Origin of the sequence: Paractinoplanes aksuensis (genome assembly GCF_024137025.1) — a bacterium.
GTDB lineage: Bacteria > Actinomycetota > Actinomycetes > Mycobacteriales > Micromonosporaceae > Actinoplanes > Actinoplanes aksuensis.
The window spans coordinates 63,713-84,840 of record NZ_JAMYJR010000041.1 but is presented as its reverse complement, the minus strand read 5'-3'; the positions used below and the strand labels follow the sequence as shown (position 1 = coordinate 84,840).

Sequence of the window (21,128 nt, the reverse complement as noted above, 5' to 3'; positions counted from 1 at the left end):
CCGACGGTCGCACATTACTCGACCAGGCCCTGTCCTACCTTCACGGGGTCCGATCTTCAGGCGTGGCCGTGCACCCGCCGACAATCGGACGATACCGTTCCCGGGGTGGAATACACGGGCGTTCCCGCCGGTCCGGCCTACCTGGACGCGGCGACCGCAGTTCCCCTGCACCCGGTGGCCCGCGAGGCGCTGCTGGCCGCGCTCGCCGACGGCTGGGCCGATCCGGTGCGCCTCTATTCCGCGGGCCGGCGGGCGCAACAGCTCGCCGAGGCCGCCCGGGCCGCGTTCGCCGAGGTCCTGGGCGTACGGATGGACGAGGTCTCGTTCTGGCCGTCCGGCACGGCCGCCGCCCAGGCCGCGGTGCTCGGCGGCCTGGCCGGTCGCGCCCGGCAGGGCGACACGCTGGTGCGTTCGGCCATCGAGCACTCGGCCGTGCTGCACGCGGCGGCGCGGGGCAAGGCGGTCGAGGTGGGCGTCGACCGGCTGGGACGGCTCGACCTCGACGGCTGGGAGCAGGCGGTCACGGCGCCCGGCGTCGCGCTGGCCTCGCTGATCAGCGCCAGCCACGAGGCCGGCACGGTGCAGCCGGTGTCGGCGGCCGCCGCCTACTGCGGTGAGGCCGGGGTGCCGCTGTTCGTGGACGCGGCCCAGTCGGTGGGCTGGTACGACGTACCCACGGGGTGGTCCTTGCTGAGTGCGAGCGCGCACAAGTGGGGCGGGCCGCCGGGCGTCGGTGTGCTGGTGGTCCGCAAAGGTGTGCGCTGGATCTCCCCGTACCCGCAGGATGATCTTTATCGCCCCGGGATGCCCGGCAGCGCCGACCTGCCGGCGGTGGTCGCGGCCGCGGCGAGCCTGCGAGCGGTGCGTACGGAGGCCGAGCGCGAGGCGGCCCGGCTGAGTTCGCTGGTCGAGCGGATCCGCGAGCGCGTGCCGGCCGTCGTGCCCGACGTCGAGGTGGTCGGCGATCCGGAGCAGCGGCTGCCGCACCTGGTGACCTTTTCGTGCCTGTATGTCGACGGTGAGGCGCTGCTGCACGGGCTCGACCGGGCCGGCTTCGCGGTCTCGTCGGGCTCGTCGTGCACGGCGTCGACGCTGCGGCCGAGCCATGTGCTCGAGGCGATGGGCGTGCTCAGCCACGGCAACGTGCGGGTCTCGCTGCACCGGGACACGACCGAGGCCGACGTCGAGCGGTTCCTGGCCGTGCTGCCGGGGCTGGTCGAGGGCATCCGGCGGGAGGCGGGCATGTGATCGAGCTGGACTGCCGGGGTCAGAAGTGCCCGCTGCCGGTGATCAAGCTGGCCCGGAACATCGGAGAAGTCGAGGTCGGCGACGTCGTCCGCGTGCTCGCCGACGACCCGGCGGCGGCCAACGACATCCCGGCCTGGTGCCGCATGAAGCAGCAGGAATACCTGGGTTCTCCGGCCGAGAACGCTTTCGACATACGGCGTACGCACTAAGCCAGGTACTCGACCACCGCGGCGACCGGGTCGCGGGCCAGGAACGTGTCGACGACCAGGCGCGGGCCCAGGTAGGGCTCGTACTCGGCCTGGCGCTCCAGCACGCGGACCCAGTCGGGCACGCCGTCGTGGTCGCGGGACTCGTAGCGCTTCTCGACCCGCCGGCGGTGCTCGGCGTCGTCCCCGACCACCACCTCGATCACCCGCAGCGGCACGCCGGCCCGCTCGGCCACCTCGACCCAGAGCTGGCGGGCCGCCTTGACCGGGCTGACAGCGTCGATGATCACGTGGTGGCCGATGCCGAGCTGGACCTCGGCCAGCGCGGCGACCGCGCCGTAGGCCGCGAAACCCGGCCTCGGCTCGACCACCTCGTACCGCTGGAGCGCGAAGTCGACGGTGTCGACCGCGAGCACGCACGCGGGCAGCTCGGTGGCCACCCGTGCCGCGAGCGTGCTCTTCCCCACGCCGGGCAGCCCGGCGAAGACGGCCAGCACCATCTGGTTCCCCCCGGAACTAGGCAGGCAAGAACTGCTTGATCTCGGCCGCCGCGGCGTCGCCGTACGAGTCGGCGAAGCGCTTGGCGAAGTCCTCGCCCCGGACGTCGTACTCCTGGCCGCCGGCCGACTCGAGCACGAGCGCGGCCAGCAGCGAGCCGACCTGGGCCGCCCGCTCGAGGCCGAGCCCCCACGAGATCGCCGCGAAGAAGCCGCCCCGGAAGCCGTCGCCGACGCCGGTCGGGTCCTGCGGGATGACGTCCCGGGCGACCGGCACGTGGAGGCGCTCGATGTCGCGTCCGGTGATCTCGACGCCGTCCTTGCCGAGCGTGGTGACCCGGACCCGCACGTGGTCGAGCACCTGGTCGGAGGTGAGCCCGGCCTTGGTCTCGAGCAGCGACCGTTCGTACTCGTTGGTGAAGAGGTACTCGGCCCCGCTGATCAGCGTCAGCACGTCGCTGCCGTCCATGCGGGCGAGCTGCTGCGACGGGTCGGCCGCGAACTTGTAGCCCCGGGCCCGGCACTCCTGGGAGTGACGCACCATGGCCGCCGGGTCGTTGGCCGCGATCAGCACGAGGTCGAGGCCGCCGGCCCGATCGTTGACCGGGGTCAGCTCGATGTTGCGGGCCTCGGCCATCGCACCCGCGTAGAACGAGGCGATCTGGTTGAGGTCGTCGTCGGTGGTGCAGACGAAGCGGGCCGTGTGGGCCACCTCACTGATGTGCACCGAGTCGCAGTCGACGCCGTGCCGCTCGAGCCACGAGCGGTAGTCGGCGAAGTCGGCGCCGACCGCCCCGACCAGGATCGGGTTGAGGCCGAGCTGGCCCATCCCGAACGCGATGTTGGGGGCCACGCCACCGCGCCGGACGACCAGGTCGTCGACGAGGAACGAAAGGGAGACCTTGTGCAGCTGGTCCGCGATGAGCTGGTCGGCGAACCGCCCGGGGAAGTGCATCAGGTGGTCGGTGGCGATCGAGCCGGTGACGGCGATCTTCATGAGGGCCCTCAGGATTTCGGGAACGGGGGGCTTACGTACGCAGCCTACCGGCTCGTGAACGACAGCAGGCCGCCCCGTGAACTGGAGCGGCCTGCTGTCGGAATGCCGAAGATCAGTGGAACGAGTCGCCACAGGCGCAGGAGTTCTGCGCGTTGGGGTTGTCGATCGTGAAGCCCTGGGCGTCGATCCGGTCGGCGAAGTCGATCGTGGCGCCGGCCAGGTAGGGCGAGCTCATGCGGTCGACGACGACCTCGACGCCACCGAAGTCGGCCACGACGTCACCGTCGAGCGAACGCTCGTCGAAGAAGAGCTGGTAGCGCAGGCCGGAGCAGCCACCGGGCTGAACGGCGATGCGCAGGCGCAGGTCGTCGCGCCCTTCCTGCTCGATCAGGGCCTTGACCTTAACCGCGGCGACGTCGGTCAGAATGATGCCGGACGGGGCGGTGGCCTCGACCGACTCGGTGTGCGCTTCAGTGGTCACGTGTATCTCCCTGCAGGGTGCGGACATACTGCCGTACTGGCCAACGCTAGCCCGGATTCCCATGATTCCCAATCCGGGTGGCTTGTTTCACCGGCGCTACGAGCGGCTCCACTGCTCGGAGATGCGTAAGGCCAGCTCAGTAACCCCTCGAGCGGGCTCGCTCATCGCCAGTTCGGTGCTGCCGAAATGCTCGGTCAGGGAATACGTCTCGGTGACGCCGGCCGCGGCGGCTTCCCGGTAGCCGGTCTCGTTCCGCCCGCAGAGCACGATGCAGGGCAGGCCACGATCCCGGGCGGCGTTGGCGATGCCGGCCACGACCTTCCCGCGCAGCGACTGGTGGTCGAAAGATCCCTCGCCGGTGATCACCAGGTCGGCCGCGTCCAGCTCCCGCTCGAGCCCGATCGCCGTGCTGACCAGGCCGATGCCCGACACGACGCGGCCGCCGAGGGCGATCAGGGCCGCGCCGATGCCGCCGGCCGCTCCCCCGCCCGGGGCCTGCTGCAGATTTTCGACGTCAAAAGCCTTTTCCAGTACGCCGGCGAACTGCTCGAGGGCCGCGTCGAGCCGATAGACGTCCTCGCGGCTGGCGCCCTTCTGCGGGCCGAACACGTTGCTCGCGCCGTGCAGGCCGGTCAGCGGGTTGTCCACGTCCGTCGCGGCGACCAGGCTGACCTGCCGCAACCGGGGCACCCCGCCGAGCGCGGCGGCCGCGTTCAGGTAGGCGCCGCCGTAGGGCAGCGCGTAGCCCGCGATGTCGACCGGCGGGGCGCCCAGGGCGGCCAGCATGCCCGCCCCCGCGTCGTTGACCGCCGAGCCGCCGAGCCCGATCACGATCTCGGCCGCACCGGCCTCGACGGCGGCCATCAGCAGCAGGCCCAGGCCGTACGAGCTGGCCGAGTTCGGATCCCGCTCCTCGGGGGTCAGCAGGTGCAGGCCGCAGGCGTGGGCGCTTTCCACGTACGCCGTGGTGCCGCTGAGCAGGATCTCGCCGGCCACCGGCCGCCCGAGCGGGTCGACCGTCGGCACCGGTATCCGCCGCCCGCCGCCGGCCCCGGCCAGCACCTCGATGAACCCCGGCCCGCCGTCGGAGAGCGGCCGCTCGATCAACTCGTCGGGACGCGACCAGCCGGCCACGACCGCGTTGGTGACGTCGGGGGCGGAAAGGGTCCCGGCGAACTTGTCCGGACAGATCAGCACGCGCACTGCGCAAGTGTGGCAGGCCCCATCCGACCGCCCCGCCCGCCGCCCCTGAAGTGACTAAAGGCTCTGTTTTGCGCCGGGTACACCCTTCTCAAGCTGTGCGACGATGGCTGGCGTGACGTCGACCTGGACCGAACCCTCGAACACCGCCACCGCGCTGCTCCTGCTGGGCCGGGGCAGCGACCCCGCCACCGAGCGGGGCGTCGACTGCCCGGGTGATCTGCCCGCGCCCAGCGACCCCGACCTGGTGGCCCGGGCCACCGCGGCCAAGGCCGCGCTGGGCGACCGCGTCTTCGTGCTCGGCCACCACTACCAGCGCGACGAGGTCATCCAGTTCGCCGACGTCACCGGCGACTCGTTCAAGCTCGCCCAGCAGGCCGCGGCCCGGCCGGATGCCGAGTTCATCGTGTTCTGCGGCGTGCACTTCATGGCCGAGAGCGCCGACATCCTGACCACGCCGGCCCAGCAGGTGATCCTGCCCGACCTGGCTGCCGGCTGCTCGATGGCCGACATGGCCGTGCTCGGCCAGGTGCAGACCGCGTGGGAGCACTTCGAAGACCTGGGCATCGCGGGCGACATCGTCCCCGTGACTTACATGAACTCGTCGGCCGACATCAAGGGCTTCGTCGGGCGCAACGAGGGCGTGGTCTGCACGTCGTCCAACGCCAAGCGCGCCCTGGACTGGTCGTTCGAGCAGGGCAGCAAGGTGTTCTTCCTGCCCGACCAGCACCTGGGCCGCAACACCGCCGTGCTCGAGATGGGCTTCGACCTCGACGACTGCGTGCTCTACGACCCGCACAAGCCCCAGGGCGGGCTGACCGACGAGCAGCTGCGCAACGCGCGCATGATCCTGTGGCGCGGGCACTGCTCGGTGCACGGCCGGTTCACCCTCGACAGCGTCAACGACGTGCGCGAGCGGGTGCCCGGCGTCAACGTGCTGGTCCACCCCGAGTGCAAGCACGAGGTCGTCCAGGCCGCCGATTACGTGGGCTCGACCGAATACATCATCAAGGCCCTGGACGCGGCCCCGGCCGGGTCGGCCTGGGCCGTCGGCACCGAGTTGAACCTCGTACGCCGGATGGCCCTGGCCCACCCGGACAAGCAGATCATGTTCCTCGACAAGACGGTCTGCTACTGCTCGACGATGAACCGGATCGACCTGCCCCACCTGGTGTGGACGCTGGAGGAACTGGTCGCGGGCCGGGTGCCGAACGTCATCACCGTGGACGAGGAAACGGCCAAGTACGCGCGTGTCGCGCTGGACCAGATGCTCGCCCTCCCGTAACGGAATGTAGTCAATAAGATCCGTACGGGCGCGGTCTTTCTTTCTGCTGTCTTAACTCCCTCCGACCGCCCCACCCACCGCCCTAATTCCGCCTTAAGACTGCGCCTATGGGCGTTTGTCGGCTGGCATCTTTGTCACTCAGCGCTATGCTCACCCGGTTGCAGAAACGGGGCACCCCCGAACCCGTCTGCCCCCTGATCATCTCGGGCGCTCCCCTCGCGCCCACCAGCTGGAGGTTACGTTGACCAACGACGTCTTGGTCGTGCACGGCGGTACGCCGTTGCAGGGTCAGATCCGGGTCCGTGGCGCCAAGAACCTCATTTCCAAGGCGATGGTGGCCGCCCTTCTGGGCGAGTCGCCGAGCCGCCTGTTCGACGTGCCGCGCATCCGCGACGTCGAGGTCGTCCGCGGACTGCTCGAGCTGCACGGGGTCAAGGTCAGCGACGGCCAGGACGACGGCGAGCTGGTGATGGACCCGACCAACGTCGAGAGCGCCAGCACCGACCAGATCAACGTGCACGCCGGCTCCAGCCGGATCCCGATCCTGTTCTGCGGCCCGCTGCTGCACCGCCTGGGTCACGCGTTCATCCCGGACCTCGGCGGCTGCCACATCGGCCCGCGCCCGATCGACTTCCACATCCAGGCGCTGCGTGAGTTCGGCGCGGTCGTCGACAAGCAGCCCGAGGGCATGCACCTGAGCGCCCCCAACGGGCTGCACGGGGCCAAGCTCGAGCTGCCCTACCCCAGCGTCGGGGCGACCGAGCAGGTGCTGCTCACCGCCGTCCGGGCCGAGGGCGTGACCGAGCTGCGCAACGCGGCCATCGAGCCCGAGATCATCGACCTCATCTGTGTGCTGCAGAAGATGGGCGCGATCATCACGGTCCACACCGACCGGGTCATCGAGATCCAGGGTGTGCCGAAGCTGCACGGCTACCAGCACAAGCCGATCCCGGACCGGATCGAGGCGGCCAGCTGGGCCGCCGCCGCGCTGGCGACCAAGGGCGAGATCGAGGTGCTCGGCGCCCGCCAGGCCGACATGATGACGTTCCTCAACGTCTTCCGCTCGATCGGCGGCGAGTTCCAGATCACCGACGACCGGGTGGCCCGCCCGGGCGTGACCGGGGCCGAGGGCGGCATCAAGTTCTGGCACCCCGGCCACGAGTTGCAGGCCGTCGCGCTCGAGACCGACGTGCACCCCGGCTTCATGACCGACTGGCAGCAGCCCCTGGTGGTCGCGCTGACCCAGGCCCGCGGCCTGTCGATCATGCACGAGACCGTGTACGAGCAGCGGCTGGGCTACACCGACGCGCTGAACCAGATGGGCGCCACCATCCAGGTCTACCGGGACTGCCTCGGTGGCACGCCGTGCCGGTTCGGCCGCCGCAACTTCAAGCACTCCGCGGTCATCGCCGGCCCGTCCAAGCTGCACGCGGCCGACCTGGTCATCCCCGACCTGCGGGCCGGTTTCGCCCACCTGATCGCGGCGCTGGCGGCCGAGGGCACCTCCCGGGTGTACGGGGTGGACCTGATCAACCGCGGTTACGAGGACTTCGAGAACAAGCTGGCCGCCCTCGGCGCCCACGTCGAGCGTCTCTGACCCCGTCCGACCACCCCGGCCACCACCCCTGAAGCGGACTGAAGTCTGCCTACGGTTTCATCACTATCAGCGGCGCGGTGTGAAACACACCGCGCCGCTTGGCTACTCTCTGAGCGTGCCCTCGCTCTTTCGCCGCAAGCAGTCCGACGTCGCCACTCCCGAGGTTGTCGAGGAGGTGACGCCGGCCGAGTCGCGCCCGAAGAGCTACACGCCCAGCAAGAAGGAGCTCGGCCAGGCCACGCCCAAGCGGGTCGCCACCGGCCGCCGCTTCGGCGCCGAGACCGCGGCCCCGGCCAACCGCCGCGAGCAGATCAAGCAGATGCGCGAGCGGCAGCGCCAGGAAAGGGCCGAGGCGACCGCCGGCATGAAGGCGGGCGACGAGCGCTACCTGCTGGCCCGCGACCGCGGTCCCGAGCGCGCGCTGGTCCGCGACATCGTCGACAGCCGCCGCACGGTCGGCACCTACTTCTTCGGCGGCGCGCTGATCGTGCTGGTCGGCTCGACGGTGCAGATCCCGGCCGTCCAGCTCGCCAGCAACCTGCTCTGGCTGCTCCTGGCGATCGGCGTCGTGATCGACAGCGTGCTCATCTCGCGCAAGATCAAGCGCCTGGTCAAGGACCGTTTCCCCAAGACCTCGCAGCGCGTGGGCTCGCTGCAGATCTACGGCGTGATGCGCGGCTTGACGTTCCGCCGCATGCGCGTGCCCAAGCCCCGCGTCGAACTGGGCCAGGCTGTTTAGAGGTCCCGCTCGGGGCCGTGCAGGTGGCTGCGCTCGCCTGCGTGGTCGAGGATGCACAGCACCTCGGCCGGGCCGTCGTACGCGCCGAACGCGTGCGGCACCATGGTGGAGAACTCGGCCGCCTCGTTCGTGCCGACGAGGATCGTACGGTCGCCCAGACGTAATTCGATCGTGCCGGACAGCACGGTGAACCAATCGTGCCCCGGGTGCACCCGCAGCTCGGCCGGCACCTTGCGGGTGATGCGCATCTTGGCCACCGTCTGCCCGCTGCCGCGGGACAGCACCCAGGTCGTGATGCCCCGCTCCGGATGGTTGTGGGGCCGGATCACCACGTCCTCGTCGCCCACGGGCTCGACCAGCTGGTCGATCGACGTGTCGAGGGCGCGGGCGATCGCAGCCATCTGATCGAGGGCGATGCGCCGGTGGCCGGTCTCGATCCGGCTGATGGTCGACGGGCTCAGGAGCGTGCGGGCGGCCATCTCGTCGAGGGACCAGCCCCGCGCCACCCGCAGACCGCGGATCCGCTGCCGGACGACCGCCTCCAGTTCCTGGTCTTGCTTCATACGCAAGATGCTATGCGATACCAGCAAGGCGCGGCTACCTTCGACCCATGGCACACGACCACATGATCGAGATGCTCGACCTGGACGCCGAGGTCCTGCACGACTACCACAGCGACGTGATCGGCTGGGTCGGCCGCGAGGCCGCCGCCGACCCGCGCATCGTCGACCTGGGCGCCGGCAGCGGCACCGGCTCGCTGGCCCTGGCCCGCGAACTGCCCGGCGCCCGCGTCACCGCCGTCGACGTCGACCCCGAGATGCTGGCCCACCTGCGCGCCCGCGCGGCCGAAGCCGGGCTCGGCGACCGCATCGACACCGTCGAGGCCGACCTCGACCAGCCCTGGCCCGCCCTCGGCCCGGTCGACGTGGTCTGGGCCGCGTCCTCGATGCACCACATGGCCGACCCCGGCCGGGCGCTGACCTCGGCCCACGGCCTGCTGCGGCCGGGTGGCGTACTGGTGGTGGCCGAACTCGAGTCCTTCCCCCGCTTCCTGACCGGCACGCCGGACGAGGCGGTGGAGGACGCCGGCCACGCCGAGATGGACAAGCGCCGGCACGAGGCCGGCCTGCACATGCACGAGAACTGGGGTGCGCTGATCAGCCGGGCCGGCTTCACCGAGGTGGCCGAGCGCCACTTCGACATCGCGCTGCCCGCGCCATTGCCGCCGGCGGCCGCCCGCTACGCCGCCGTGACCCTGAGCCGCATGCGCCACGGCCTGGAGGACCGGCTGCCCGCCGCTGACCTGGCCGCCCTCGACCGCGTGGTCGCCGGCCTGCCCGGCCGCAACGACCTCAGCGTCCGCACCAACCGCACGGTCCTGCTCGCCCGCCGCTAGTCGACGCCGGCCAGGCGGAGCAGGGCGGCGACCGCGGCTGCGGCCACGACCACCACGACGAACGGGGCCTTGCGCCAGGCCAGTAGGGCGCCGACGGCTACGCCGGCCGGGCGGGCCACGCCGGCGAATCCGCTGCCCGCCATCAGGGTGGCGGTGCCGGCCAGGGCGGCCAGCAGCGCCGCCGCGGCCATCGGGAGCAGGCGTTGCAGGCCGGGCGAGAGCGTCAGGCGTTCGCGCAGCAGGACGCCGCCGAGGCGCATCGTGTAGGTGCCGGCGCCCAGGATGAGGATCGCGGTGAGCAGCATCAGGACTCCCGGCGGCGGCCGAAGCGGATCAGGGTCAGCAGGCCCAGCAGGGCGCACAGGACGGGTAGGCCGGCCGGCAGGAACGGGGTGGCCAGGACGGCGATGGCGGTGCCGGTGAGGGCGACGATCCGGGTCGCCCGGTCGCGGAGCGAGGGCAGGATCAGGGCGATCAGCGCGGCCGGGAAGGCCGCGTCGAGGCCGAGCGCCTCGTAGTCGCCGACGGCCGAGCCCAGCAGGACGCCGAGGGCGGTGCCGAGGTTCCAGGACGTGAACAGCGTGATGCCCATCAGCCAGTAGGTGCGCCGGCGGCGGGCCGGGTCGTCCTCGGCCAGGGTGAACGCCACCACCTCGTCGGTCATCACGTGGGTGCCGACCAGGCGGCGCCAGCCGGTGCCCATGGTGCTGCCGATGGCCAGGCCGAACGGGATGTGGCGGGCGTTGAGCAGCAGGCCGGCGAACACGGCGGCGATGGGGTTGCCCGCGGCGAGCAGGCCGACCGCCAGGAACTGGGCGCCGCCGGCGAAGACGATCGTGGACATGGCGAAGGGCACCCACGTCGGCAGGCCGTACGCAATGGTGATGGCCCCGAACGACGCGCCCACCGCCACCATGGCGGCCGCGATGGCGACGGCGTCGCGGAGCTGCGCCCGATCGAAGGCTTGCGTTCGCTGTATCGTACGCATAGTTCGAGATACTGAACGATGGCGTGAGTGTTCGTCAAACCGAACGAATCGATCGACGGAGTGAACATGCAGCAGCCGGCGCCCCCGCTCGCCACCATCGCCGCCGCCTTGCGCCGGGAACGGGAGCGGGCCGGCATCTCGATCGCCGAGCTGGCCCGCCGGGCCGGGCTGGCCAAGTCGACGCTCTCGCAGCTCGAGGCGGGCACGGGCAACCCGAGCATCGAGACGCTGTGGTCGCTCGGGGTGGCACTGGGGGTGCCGTTCAGCCGGCTCGTCGAGCCGCTCGAGACGCAGGTCCGCGTCGTCCGCGCCGGCGAGGGGGGAACACGGCTGCGGGCCGACCAGGCCGACTTCGTGGCCACGCTGCTGGCCGCCGGGTCACCGCACACCCGCCGCGATCTGTACGTCATGGAGCTCGAGCCGGGGCCGGCCCGCGACGCCGCCGCCCACATCCCGGGCAGCGTCGAGCACATCGTGGTCGGCGGCGGGCGGATCCGCACCGGGCCCGACGGCGACACCGTCGAGCTGGGCCCGGGCGACTACATCACGTTCCCCGGGGACGTCCCGCACCACTACGAGGCGCTCGAACCGTCCTGGGCCGTGCTCGTCATGGAGCACCGCTGACGTCGGTGTAGAGCCGGGCCACCACGTCCTCGATCTCGGGCTCGACCACCGACAGGTCACGCACCTGGGCCGCGGTGACCAGCGCGGCGACCGCGGCCCCGGCCGCGATCGACTCGAGGGTGAAGGTGACCCGGTGCCCGTCGGCCTCGGTCGACGTCAGCGTCGCACCGGGCAGGGTGAAGCCGGGCGGAAGCGGGACGTCGAGGTCGGCGACCACGCGCCGGCGCGAACCGTAGCGGGTGTGCAACTGCTCGATCGTGCCGTCGTGCACGACGTGGCCGTGGTCGATCACGACCAGGCGGTGGCACAGGCGCTCGATGTCGGCCAGGTCGTGAGTGGTCAGCACGAGCGTGACGTCGCCGGTGCGGCCCAGCTCGCCCAGGAACGAGCGCACCGCCTGCTTGCTGACCACGTCGAGCCCGATCGTCGGCTCGTCCAGGAACAACACCTCGGGGCCGTGCAGAAGGGCCGCCGTCAGTTCGCCCCGCATCCTCTGCCCCAGTGACAATTGCCGTACGGGCGTATCGAGGAACGCACGGAGGTCGAGCAGTTCCTCGCAGCGGCGCAGGCGGGCCGCATGCTCGGTCGCGGGCACCCGGTACACGTGCCGGAGCAGCCGGAACGACTCGCGCAGAGGCAGGTCCCACCACAGCTGGGAGCGCTGCCCGAAGACGACGCCGATGCGCAGGGCCAGCCGGGTGCGCTGCGGAACCGGGCGCAGGCCGCACACCGACACCTCGCCGCTGGTCGGGGTGAGCACGCCGGTCAGCATCTTGAGCGTGGTCGACTTGCCGGCGCCGTTCGGCCCGATGTAGCCCACCATCTCGCCCCGCGCGATCGACAGGCTGACCCCGTCGACGGCCGCCACCTCCCGTTTCTGCCGGCGCAGGCGGCCCGCTTTGACGCGTACGCTGAAATTCTTGCGCAGTTCCCGCATCTCGATCATGAGCCGGTGCTCCGGTAGTGACGGACGCCCAGCCGCCAGACCACCGCGGCGATGGCCACGGCGACCAGCGCGACCAGCGGCGACAGGAAGCCGGTCCAGCCCGGCAGGCCGAGCGGATCGGCCCGGCCGAGCAGCGTCAGGGCGGGTTGATAACTGACGAATCCGAACCCCAGCCCGTACGCGAACAGAGTGCGGAACCACGAGCCGTACACCGTGATGGGGTACGAGGTGAAGTCGCGGCCGCCGTAGGTGAAGCCGTGCCCGAGCTTGCCCGAGTCGACCCACCAGAACGCGGACGCGGCGCTCAGCACGAAGATCGCGCCGAAGAACACGGCCCCGCTGATCGGCGCCGTGACCAGCAACAACACTCGCGCCCAGGTCCAGTCGACGTCGTTGCGGGCCAGCGCCAGAGCGAGCACGCTGAGCCCGACCGCCAGCCGCATCAGCTTGCGCAGCGGCAGGTCGGCCAGCACCAGCTGGGGCAGCACGGCCAGCGGGCGCACCAGCACCGCATCGAGGCGCCCGGTCCGGACGTACGTCTCGAGCTGGTCGATGTTGCCCACGGTCAGATCGGCCAGGACGAAGGCGAACGCGGTGATCCCGGTCATCAGCAGCGCCTCGTCGAGCGTGAAACCGCCCACGTACGCCGCCGCGCGGTAGAGCACGAACACGGAGACGACATCGACCAGGGTGCCGGCCGCGTTGGTCAGCAACTCGACGGCGAACGACGTCCGGTACGCCGTGGCCGAGCGCAACCGCCCGCCGAACAGCGCCGCGTACGCCCGCAGCTCACCCACCCTGCACCACCAGCCGCCGCTCGGCCCGCCGCTGCACCCAGTGCGCCAGCGCGAGCATGACGACGGCCCAGACCGCCTGCAACCCGACCAGCCCGGCCTGCAGCGCGGGCCCGTCCCGCTCGATCAGCACGTCGAGTGGCGTCTGCAACAGCCCTGGCAGCGGCGTCGCGACCCACAGAGTCACGGCCAGCCAGTCCGGCAGCAGGCGCAGCGGGAAGTACAGGCCGGCCAACACGCCCGAACCGAGCGTCCAGAAGACGAGCGGGCCGCGGGCGTCGTCGAGCCAGTAGGCGGTCGCGTTGACCAGATAGCGGCAGGCGAACGCCCCGATCACCGCCAGAACCACAGAAACTGCGAAAAGCGGCACGGTCTGCCACCGGGTGGGCGTGGCCAGCGGGAAGAAGAGTGCCCCGACCAGCAGCGGTGGACCGACCCTGGTCAGCATCGCATGGGCCGCACGGCCCAGGTCGGCGGCCAGATAGGCGGTCACCGGGGAGATCGGGCGTACCAGGTCGGCCACGATGTCGCCGGTGCGGATCCGGTCGGCCAGATCGACCCAGCCCCACAGGCCGACTACGTTGAGTAGCCCTTGGCCCACCCAGACGAACGTGGCGAGCTGGCGCGCATCGTAGCCGCCGGGCGCGTTGCCCGCTGCCCCAGCGGCTACGGCAAGTAGCACGTAGCAGCGAAGAAACCCGAAGACTATGTTGGTGAACGTTCCGGCTACGGTGGCCTGCCGATAGGTCGCGTAGCGCCGGAAACCCGACCCGATCAATGCACAGAAAGTAGCGATGGAGGCGCTAACCGGACGTCTGGGAGAGATCGGCGGCACGCTGGCGCCAATTGCGTTCACGCCGTTAATCTCCTTTCCTGACTCCCCAGTACCTCCAGTGCCGGACCCTGCGGTGGAGCCGGGCGACTCTATCCGGGTCTCCGGGCGGCCACCGCGTATTTTCGACCAGAAGTGGAAGTTCGCCGTGACGGAGCGTCGCCAATCGCCGGGCCTGCGCTGGGCTGCCCGATGAACGGCTGGAGCTCCCTGGGCGACGGCTGGGGCGAACAGCCGGCCTGGGTCTACGAGGTCACCTGGGAATGGGAGCCGCAGCCCGGCCAGCGCTACCCCGGCGACCCCGGTCGCCGCAAGGCCGTGCACACGCCGGTCTACGAGGCGTCCTCCACTCCTCCTGAAGATCAAGATCCTTCCCGGTACGACACCACGCCCGCGGGCCACCCGCCGCCCGGCCGCCGCGACGAGCCGCTGTGGAACCGGCCGGCCGGCGCGCTGCCCGAGCAGCGGGGTTCGGCCTCCGACCAGCGCCGCACGTACGGCCGGCCTGAGCAGGCACCTTCCGGCGGCTCGTATCGCGATGCCGTGCAGTTCCGCGAGGCGCAAATGCGCGAATCCGGGCCGCAGGGCCGTCCTGGGGGCGCGCCCTATTCGGTGCCGGTGACCCCGGGCCACCCGCAGTCCGGCCGGGGCAGCGCGACGCCGGTCTCGCCCGGACGGCCCGGTTCTGGTCGCGGCGGTGTGGCGCCTGTCTCGCCGGGTAGCCCGCCGCCTGGTCGCGACGCTCCGGTATCTCCGGCTTCGTCGGGTATGTATGGCGCTGGGCGCCCGGCGGGCGACCAGCTCTACGGGCGTCGCCCCGCTGCGGGCGGGCCCCAGCCGGTCTCGCCGGCGTCCGGTGTTTACGGCAGTGCCCGGCCCGCGCCGGCCGACGCGTTCCCGTCCCGGCCCGGCGCCCGGCCGGCCCCCGGTCAGCGCGACGGCCGCGACGACGCGCCGTTCGATCTGCGACCGGCGCCGCCGGAGCGCGGAACGCCGGCCCAGGCCCGGCCCGCGCCCCAGCCCACCCGGGTCACGCCATCCCGGTCGGCGGCGCCGCAGCAGTCGACGCCGGGTTATCCCGGGCCTTTGCCGCCTGCTCCTGCTGGGCCCGGCTACCCGGTGCCGGCCCAGCCCGGTCCGTCTCAGCCCGGCTATGGCCAGTCACGGCCGGCTCAGCCCGGCGACCGTCCGGCGGCGCAGCCTGCCGCCCGGTCGTCCGCGCCGGCACAGCCCGACACCTGGTCACCCGGCCCGCCGTCCTCGTCGCAACCCGGCGTCCAGCCACCCTCGTCCGGTCAGTCTTCCGCTACGCAGCCGCCCCACGCGCAGCCTCACACACAGCCGTCCCACGGGCAGGCCTCCCACGCACAGCCCTCACACGGGCAACCGCCTCAGGGACAGCCGCCTCTCGGGCAGCCTCCACACGGGCAGCCGTCCCAGGGACGGCCCTCCCACACGCAGCCGCCCCACGGGCAGCCCTCCCACGCGCAGCCTTCTCACGCGGGGGCGGAAGCTGCTCAGCAGGGTCGCGTCCAACCAGCTCAGCCTGGCTGGCCTCAGACCGGCCAGCCGGGACACGCGCAGCAAGAGGCGGGCCGTCCGGCCCAGCCGGGCTATACGGAGCACGAAGCCGCGCAGGCTCGACCGACATCGGCCGGGTCCGGCGAGTTCTGGCCGGCCCGGCCCGCGTCGCCGCCCACGGGCCCGGCGTCGCAATCGGCCCAGCCCGGCGCACCGCGGTCTGCTCAGCCCGCTGCGTCGCAGTCGGCTCAGACCGCCGCGCCGCAATTGGCCCAACCTGCTGCATCGCCATCGGCTCAGACCGCCGCGCCCTATTCGGGCCAGCCTGCTGCATCGCAGTCGGCCCAGCCCGCCGCGACACATGCAGCCCAGCGTGCTGCATCGCCGTCAGCACAGGCCGCCGCGCCGCAATCGGCCCAGCCCGCCGAATCGCAGCTGACCCGGCCCGCTCACTCCCGGTCGGCTCAGCCCGCTAACTCCCAGTCCGCTCAGCCCGCTGCATGGCAGTCGGGTCAGACCGCCGTGCCGCAATCTGTCCAGGCCGCCGCGTGGCAGTCGGGCCCGGTCGCTGAGTCGCGCCCGGTGTCGGGCCAGCCGGCCTCCACGGGGGCTGGACAAGCCACGACCCATCAGCCGGACGGCGATTACCGCCTCGGCGCCGACAAGACCGCGCCCGGCAGCGCGACGTCCGGCCCGGTCTCGCCGTCGCCGCAGGGTTCGGCGGCACCGAGCGGCTCGATCTGGGATGCCGCGACCAAGAAGGGTGACTCCGCGGACCAGGACCCCCGGCCCGCCTCCGCGATGCCGGCCCCGGCCCCCGCTCCCGAGGACGGCGGCGAGTCTCACGGCCTGGGTTGGCTTCTGTCCCAGAGCGGCCTCGGCGCGGTCACTCCGCTGCCCCCGCCGATCCCCCAGCCGCCCGCCACACCGCCGGTGGCTCAGCCGGTCGTGCTCGAGCCCATCGACGAGCCGGTCAGCTCCCCGCCCAGCCCCACCAGCGCCGCACCCTTCAGCCCGGCCGCCGGCCCGGCCCGTCCCGCATCGGCGGTCCCGGCACCCGGACCGATCAGCGCCGCGCCCAACACCAGCACGGCCCCCACCAGCGGCGGGCCAGGCAGCTCGCACAGGACAGCCCGCCCGGTCAGCTCGGCGCCAGCCGGACCCATCAGCCCCGCAGCCGGACCGCTCAGCTCGGCACCCACCACCGGCCCGGCACCCGCCGCAGGGCCATTCAGGTCGCCACCCACGACAGGCCCAGTCAGCTCGGCATCCGCGGCCGGCCCAGTCGGCTCGACACCTACGACCGGCCCGGTCGGCTCGACACCTATGGCTGGCCCGGTCGGCTCGACGACCGCGCCGGGGCCAGGCAGCTCGACGCCCACGGCCGGTGCGGTCAGCTCGACACCCACCACAGGGCCGCTCGGCTCGGCACCTGCCGCCGGCCCCATCAGCTCAGCGCCCGGACCAGTCAGCTCAGCACCTGCCGCCGGCCCGATCAGCTCAGCGCCCGGGCCGGTCAGCTCAGTACCCGTCACTGGACCGGTCAGCTCGGCGCCGGCATTTGATCCGGCTTTCCCAGTGGCGGGCGCCCAACCGGCACCGACCGGCGGGCAGTTCGGCTCCGCTCCGACGGCGGTCGAGCCACCGTCCACCGCGGACCTGGGTGCATCCGCCGCCGCACCGACGTCGGCGCAGCCACACACCTCCGGCGCTCACCCAGTGGGCGTCGGGCCTGGTCAGGAGGACTGGTTCGTCCCGTCCGGCGCGCTGCCCGTCATCAAGCCGAGGCGGAGTGGCGAGTCCGCTCCCGAGGTTGACGGCGCCCCTGGCGACGTCGCCCTCGAACCGAAGACGCAGCACTACGCCGACCTGCCCTACGCCGACTACGACGAGCCCATCGCCGTCCAGCCGATCGTGAGGACCCCCACCGCACCACGCCCGACCTACGACGACCCCGACCTGGCTCAGCCCGACACGCGTCACCCCACGTCGGAGCAACGGTCACCAGCGGACTCGACCACGGCGCCCCACCCGACCTCCGCGCAGCCGACCTCCGCGCAGCCGACCTCCGCGCAGCCGGTCTCGGCGCAGCCCGTGTCAGCCCAGCCCGTGTCAGCCCACCCAGTCTCGGCCCAGCCCGTATCAGCCCACCCAGTCTCGGCCCAGCCTGTGTCAGCCCAGCCGGTCTCCACGCAGCCCGCCTCGGTCCAACCCGCGTCAGCCCGCCCGGTCTCCGCCGAACCCGCCGCGGCCGAGCCTGTGTCAGCCCACTCGGTCTCCGCTCAACCGGTCTCCGCTCAGCCCGTGTCCACGCGTCCGGTCTCGGCCCAACCAGCCACCGGCCAGCCGAGTTCGAGCCAGCCACTCTCAGGCCGGCCCAGCTCGGCTCATCCCACCTCGGCCGAGCAGAGTTCGGCCCAGTCAGTCGCGGCCCAGCCCGCGTCCGGTCAGCCGGTCTCCGCTCTACCGACGCGCACGCGCCCAGCCTCGGCCCAACCCGGCCCCGGCCGGTCCAGTTCGAGTCAGCCAGTTTCAGAGCAGCCCAGCTCGGCTCATCCCACCTCGGCCGAGCCGGCTTCGGCCCAGCCAGTCGCGGCCCAGCCCGCGTCCGGCCAGCCGGTCTCCGCTCTACCGACGCGCACGCGCCCGGCCTCGGCCCAGCCCGGCCCCAGCCGCCCCGACCAGCCCAGTTCGGACCAGCCAGTCGCAGAGCAGCCCAGCTCGGCTCGCACTACCTCGGCCGAACATGCTTCGACCCAGTCCGCGTCTACCCGACCGGTCTCGGATCAGCCCGCGTCTACCCGACCGGTCCCGGATCAGCCCGCGTCTACCCGACCGGTCCCGGATCAGCCCGCGTCTACCCGACCGGTCCCGGATCTGCCCGCGTCTACCCGACCGGTCTCGGGCGAGCCAGTCTCAGCCCAGCCGGTTTCCGATCAGCCGGTGTCCACCAGCCCGGTCTCAGCTCAGCCCGCCACCGACCAGCCGAGTTCGAGGCGGCCGGTTTCAGACTGGGGCCGCTCGGGTCAATCCGGCTCGGCTCAGCCGAACACGGCCCACCACCCCACCTCGTCGCAACCCGATGCGGCTCCGCCTGCCTCGGCGCGACCGCAGCCCGTGTCGGCAGAGCCGAACACCAGTCGGCCCGCCTCGGCTCAAACGGATGCGGCCCAACCCGTCTCGGCACGGCTGGATGCAGCCCAACCGAACACCACTCAGCTCGGCTCGACACGGCTAGACGCGGCGCAACAGAGCACCGCTCAGCCCATCTCGGCACAACCGGACGCGGCGCAACAGAGCACCGCTCAGCCCATCTCGGCACAACCGGACGCGGCCCAACCGAACACCGCTCAGCCCATCTCGGCACAACCGGACGCGGCCCAACCGAACACCGCTCAGCCCGTCTCGGCACAACCGGATGCGGATCGGGCCGGTTCGGCGCAGCCCTCGCCTGTGCAGTCGGCCTCGGCGCGGGACGACTCGGCGCGTGCGGGGTCGACGCGGCCGGACTCGGCTCGGTTCGGCGGGGCGCAACCCGCCACGCGTGGACCGCATGAATCCGCGCGCCTGGAGTCGGTGGAGGACGACGCCGCTCCGGGCGAGTCGGCCGCCGCGCACGAGACGGGACGTCCCGTCTCGGCAGTGCCTGCGTCCGACGAGGAGTCTGCTGCGGGGGCGTTCCGGGACGAAGGAGCGCGGGAGAGCGAATTCGGCCAGCAGCCGGCGTCGCGGTTCCGGGTCGAGGGTGTGCACGTTGACGCCGAGGCCATCGAGGTCGAGCTGGTCGAGTTCGAGCCGATCGATGATGACGGGCCGGTCGTGGTGCGGCCGGCGGGTGCGGTTGATGACGACATCGTGGACGCCGAGGTCATCGATGACGCGCCGCATGAGTCGGTCGCCGCGCTGGAAGGCCCGTCGGTCACTCCTGCCCTGACTGCTGGGCCCGGCACCGCCGAGGAACCGTCGACCGATGTCCGGGCCGTCGAAGTCGAGGAACAACCGTCGACAGATACGGACCAACCGTCGTCTGTCGCGGGGCAGTCGTCGGATGTCGCGGGGCAGTCGTCGACTGTTGAGGCTGAGACTGTCGACCAGCCCGGCGCCGAGAGTTTGGACGATTCTCCCGTAGGACCTGCTACCGACGGCACCCCGGAGGCGGCCACGGAGCATGTCGCGAACAACGACGCTGACGCCGCCGCGACGGCGACCGGCTCCGAGCTGGTCGACGCGCCCAATGGTGGAGAAGTCACCGATGCGCAGGAAACCGCCTCGGTGACGGATTCGCAGGAAGACGTTGTGGCTGGGGACGGCTCGGCAACGGAATCGCGGGAAGACGTGGGGGCTGAGGACGGCGCGGCGACGGATTCTCAGGATGACGTTGTGGCTGGGGGCGGCTCGGCGGCGTACGGGAAGGAAGTTCGGGGGGATGGTGAGCCGATCCGGCAGAAGCGGGAGCAGCGGGCCGATCCGCGCAACCGGCGCACCGACCCGGAGCAGATCCTGGCTGCCTACCCGGTCACCTATGACCCGCTGACGCTGCGGGAGCAGATCGAGGACGACGAGCCGATGTGGGTCGTCATCGATCGGCTCACCGACAAGCTGGAGTACGCCGAGCGGGACAGCGACCGCGCCCGTCTGCTGAGTCTGCGGGCGGTGGCGTCGCGGCTGCTCGGGGATCTGGATCCGGCTCTGGAGGACGCGCGCGCGGCCATCGTGCACGCGGAGGCGGCCGGGGAGCTGGTGCGGACGGCGACCGTCCGGGCCCGGCTCGGGCATGTGTTGCAGTGGCGCGGGGAGTTCGCCGAGGCCGACCGGATCTATGCCGAGGCGGATTCGGCCGAGTTGCCGGCGCGGCTGCGGGCCGAGATCTCCGAGTTGGCGGGACGGTCCGCGTTCGAGCAGGGGCGCTACCTGGAGGCCGTGAACCACCTGGAGCGGGCCCTCGACCTGCGCCGGGGGGCCGATCCGGATCTGGTCGAGCGGATCGAGCTGGCCCTGGACACGATCACCGGGCGGGCGGCCGAGGGCTGGGGCCCGTATCCGCGTACGCCGGAAGAGATCGTCGGGTCGACCGCGACGGCCCGGCCGGCGCGGGACGAGAACTCGGGGTTGTTCGGGTATCCGGGGTTGTTGCCGCCGCGGTACGCGCAGGCTCAGCCGTTCGCCGACGGGGTGGCGTGGGTGCGCCGGCCCGAGGCGCCGGCGTGGGAGCTGATCGACGAGTCGGGCGTGTTGTTCATCGACGCGTCGTCGGGGTATCGCGCGGCCGGGCGGTTCGCGGGCGGGCTGGCCTGGGTGTCGCGGGACGACACGGGCGGCTGGCGCGCGATCGACAAGCAGAACCAGGTTGTCGTGTCGGGCGGGTTCGAGGACGCGCGGCCCTTCCACAACGGGCTGGCGCTGGTGCGGCGGGGTGGCTGGGGCGTGGTCGACGACCAGGCCCGGATGGTCGTGGCGCCGGACTATCAAGCCTTCGCGACGATGCTGGCCTCCGGCGAACCGGTGGACGGTTTCACCGAGGAGGGGCTGGCGGTGGTCGACGCGGGCGAGGTCTACGGCGTGGTCGACCGGGAGGGCCGCCTGCTGGTGCCGCCCGTGCACGCCGCCCTGCTGATCCACCCGGCTGCTTTCCTGGTGGCCGACCGGTTCGGGTTGTGGGGCGCGCTCGACCGCAAGGGTGAGCCGCTGGTCGAGCTGAAGTACCGGGACCGGGCCGACGTGCTCGACGAGATCGAGAAGTTGATCAAGGACAGTCGGCCGGTTCTCTGACCGGGGCA

General features: G+C 72.0%; 19 protein-coding genes. 8 read left to right on the top strand and 11 right to left on the bottom strand.

Going from position 1 to position 21,128, the window contains the following annotated elements:
- Window positions 1-105 precede the first annotated feature (105 nt).
- Together M1L60_RS36260 and M1L60_RS36255 are read left to right on the top strand one after the other, a co-directional pair.
- Entirely contained in the window at window positions 106-1,248 is a 1,143-nt protein-coding gene (locus tag M1L60_RS36260) for a cysteine desulfurase family protein (protein ID WP_253242078.1), read from the top strand.
- On the top strand, window positions 1,245-1,457 hold the full coding sequence (locus M1L60_RS36255) for a sulfurtransferase TusA family protein (protein ID WP_253242077.1): 213 nt from the start codon (window positions 1,245-1,247) through the stop codon (window positions 1,455-1,457). The genes M1L60_RS36260 and M1L60_RS36255 overlap by 4 nt, the downstream gene beginning before the upstream one ends.
- On the opposite strand, the gene M1L60_RS36250 is transcribed toward M1L60_RS36255, so the two are convergent.
- The 4 genes from M1L60_RS36250 to M1L60_RS36235 form a co-directional block, all read right to left on the bottom strand.
- Window positions 1,454-1,954, bottom strand: coding sequence for a P-loop nucleotide/nucleoside kinase family protein (locus M1L60_RS36250; protein ID WP_253242076.1), 501 nt, complete (start codon window positions 1,952-1,954; stop codon window positions 1,454-1,456). The two genes, M1L60_RS36255 and M1L60_RS36250, sit on opposite strands and share 4 nt — an antisense overlap.
- 16 nt (window positions 1,955-1,970) lie before the next feature.
- On the bottom strand, window positions 1,971-2,948 hold the full coding sequence (locus tag M1L60_RS36245) for a carbohydrate kinase family protein (protein WP_253242075.1): 978 nt from the start codon (window positions 2,946-2,948) through the stop codon (window positions 1,971-1,973).
- 112 nt (window positions 2,949-3,060) lie between these two features.
- The gene (gene erpA / locus M1L60_RS36240) at window positions 3,061-3,429 is read right to left on the bottom strand and encodes an iron-sulfur cluster insertion protein ErpA (RefSeq protein ID WP_253242074.1); all 369 of its coding nucleotides are present in this window, start codon (window positions 3,427-3,429) and stop codon (window positions 3,061-3,063) included.
- A 96-nt stretch (window positions 3,430-3,525) separates the two neighbouring features.
- On the bottom strand, window positions 3,526-4,632 hold the full coding sequence (locus M1L60_RS36235; protein WP_253242073.1) for a glycerate kinase family protein: 1,107 nt from the start codon (window positions 4,630-4,632) through the stop codon (window positions 3,526-3,528).
- Window positions 4,633-4,744: 112 nt separating this feature from the next.
- Here M1L60_RS36235 and nadA point away from each other — a divergent pair, with 112 nt between their 5' ends.
- The 3 genes from nadA to M1L60_RS36220 all read left to right on the top strand — a co-directional run bounded on the left by nadA (window position 4,745) and on the right by M1L60_RS36220 (window position 8,250).
- A complete protein-coding gene (gene nadA, locus M1L60_RS36230; protein WP_253242072.1) occupies window positions 4,745-5,914 on the top strand; it encodes a quinolinate synthase NadA in 1,170 nt (389 codons plus the stop codon).
- A 241-nt stretch (window positions 5,915-6,155) separates the two neighbouring features.
- Window positions 6,156-7,511 (top strand): UDP-N-acetylglucosamine 1-carboxyvinyltransferase, encoded by a 1,356-nt coding sequence (gene murA / locus M1L60_RS36225; RefSeq protein ID WP_308208587.1) that lies wholly within the window; start codon window positions 6,156-6,158, stop codon window positions 7,509-7,511.
- Between the two features lie 115 nt (window positions 7,512-7,626).
- Window positions 7,627-8,250 (top strand): DUF3043 domain-containing protein, encoded by a 624-nt coding sequence (locus M1L60_RS36220; protein WP_253242071.1) that lies wholly within the window; start codon window positions 7,627-7,629, stop codon window positions 8,248-8,250.
- Here the strand turns inward: M1L60_RS36220 and M1L60_RS36215 are convergent.
- Window positions 8,247-8,813, bottom strand: a complete 567-nt coding sequence (locus M1L60_RS36215; protein ID WP_253242070.1) for a helix-turn-helix domain-containing protein — start codon at window positions 8,811-8,813, stop codon at window positions 8,247-8,249. The two genes, M1L60_RS36220 and M1L60_RS36215, sit on opposite strands and share 4 nt — an antisense overlap.
- Before the next feature lie 47 nt (window positions 8,814-8,860).
- Here M1L60_RS36215 and M1L60_RS36210 point away from each other — a divergent pair, with 47 nt between their 5' ends.
- A complete protein-coding gene (locus tag M1L60_RS36210; RefSeq protein WP_253242069.1) occupies window positions 8,861-9,646 on the top strand; it encodes a class I SAM-dependent methyltransferase in 786 nt (261 codons plus the stop codon).
- Here M1L60_RS36210 and M1L60_RS36205 read toward each other — a convergent pair.
- Window positions 9,643-9,951: an AzlD domain-containing protein gene (locus M1L60_RS36205; RefSeq protein ID WP_253242068.1), complete on the bottom strand. Its 309-nt coding sequence runs from the start codon at window positions 9,949-9,951 to the stop codon at window positions 9,643-9,645. The two genes, M1L60_RS36210 and M1L60_RS36205, sit on opposite strands and share 4 nt — an antisense overlap.
- Window positions 9,951-10,634: an AzlC family ABC transporter permease gene (locus tag M1L60_RS36200; RefSeq protein ID WP_253242067.1), complete on the bottom strand. Its 684-nt coding sequence runs from the start codon at window positions 10,632-10,634 to the stop codon at window positions 9,951-9,953. The genes M1L60_RS36205 and M1L60_RS36200 overlap by 1 nt, the downstream gene beginning before the upstream one ends.
- A 66-nt stretch (window positions 10,635-10,700) precedes the next feature.
- On the opposite strand from M1L60_RS36200, the gene M1L60_RS36195 reads away from it, so the two are divergent.
- Window positions 10,701-11,258 (top strand): helix-turn-helix domain-containing protein, encoded by a 558-nt coding sequence (locus M1L60_RS36195; protein ID WP_253242066.1) that lies wholly within the window; start codon window positions 10,701-10,703, stop codon window positions 11,256-11,258.
- Here the strand turns inward: M1L60_RS36195 and M1L60_RS36190 are convergent.
- The 4 genes from M1L60_RS36190 to M1L60_RS36175 form a co-directional block, all read right to left on the bottom strand.
- A complete protein-coding gene (locus M1L60_RS36190) occupies window positions 11,242-12,204 on the bottom strand; it encodes an ABC transporter ATP-binding protein (RefSeq protein WP_253242065.1) in 963 nt (320 codons plus the stop codon). The genes M1L60_RS36195 and M1L60_RS36190 overlap by 17 nt on opposite strands.
- Window positions 12,201-13,001, bottom strand: a complete 801-nt coding sequence (locus M1L60_RS36185; protein WP_253242064.1) for an ABC transporter permease — start codon at window positions 12,999-13,001, stop codon at window positions 12,201-12,203. Before M1L60_RS36185 ends, M1L60_RS36190 begins: the two co-directional genes overlap by 4 nt.
- Window positions 12,994-13,845 (bottom strand): ABC transporter permease, encoded by an 852-nt coding sequence (locus M1L60_RS36180; RefSeq protein ID WP_438862197.1) that lies wholly within the window; start codon window positions 13,843-13,845, stop codon window positions 12,994-12,996. The genes M1L60_RS36185 and M1L60_RS36180 overlap by 8 nt, the downstream gene beginning before the upstream one ends.
- 2,444 nt (window positions 13,846-16,289) lie before the next feature.
- The gene (locus M1L60_RS36175; protein WP_253242062.1) at window positions 16,290-16,760 is read right to left on the bottom strand and encodes a hypothetical protein; all 471 of its coding nucleotides are present in this window, start codon (window positions 16,758-16,760) and stop codon (window positions 16,290-16,292) included.
- A 2,167-nt stretch (window positions 16,761-18,927) separates the two neighbouring features.
- Here M1L60_RS36175 and M1L60_RS48065 point away from each other — a divergent pair.
- Entirely contained in the window at window positions 18,928-21,120 is a 2,193-nt protein-coding gene (locus tag M1L60_RS48065; RefSeq protein WP_253242061.1) for a WG repeat-containing protein, read from the top strand.
- The last annotated feature ends 8 nt before the right edge of the window (window positions 21,121-21,128 follow it).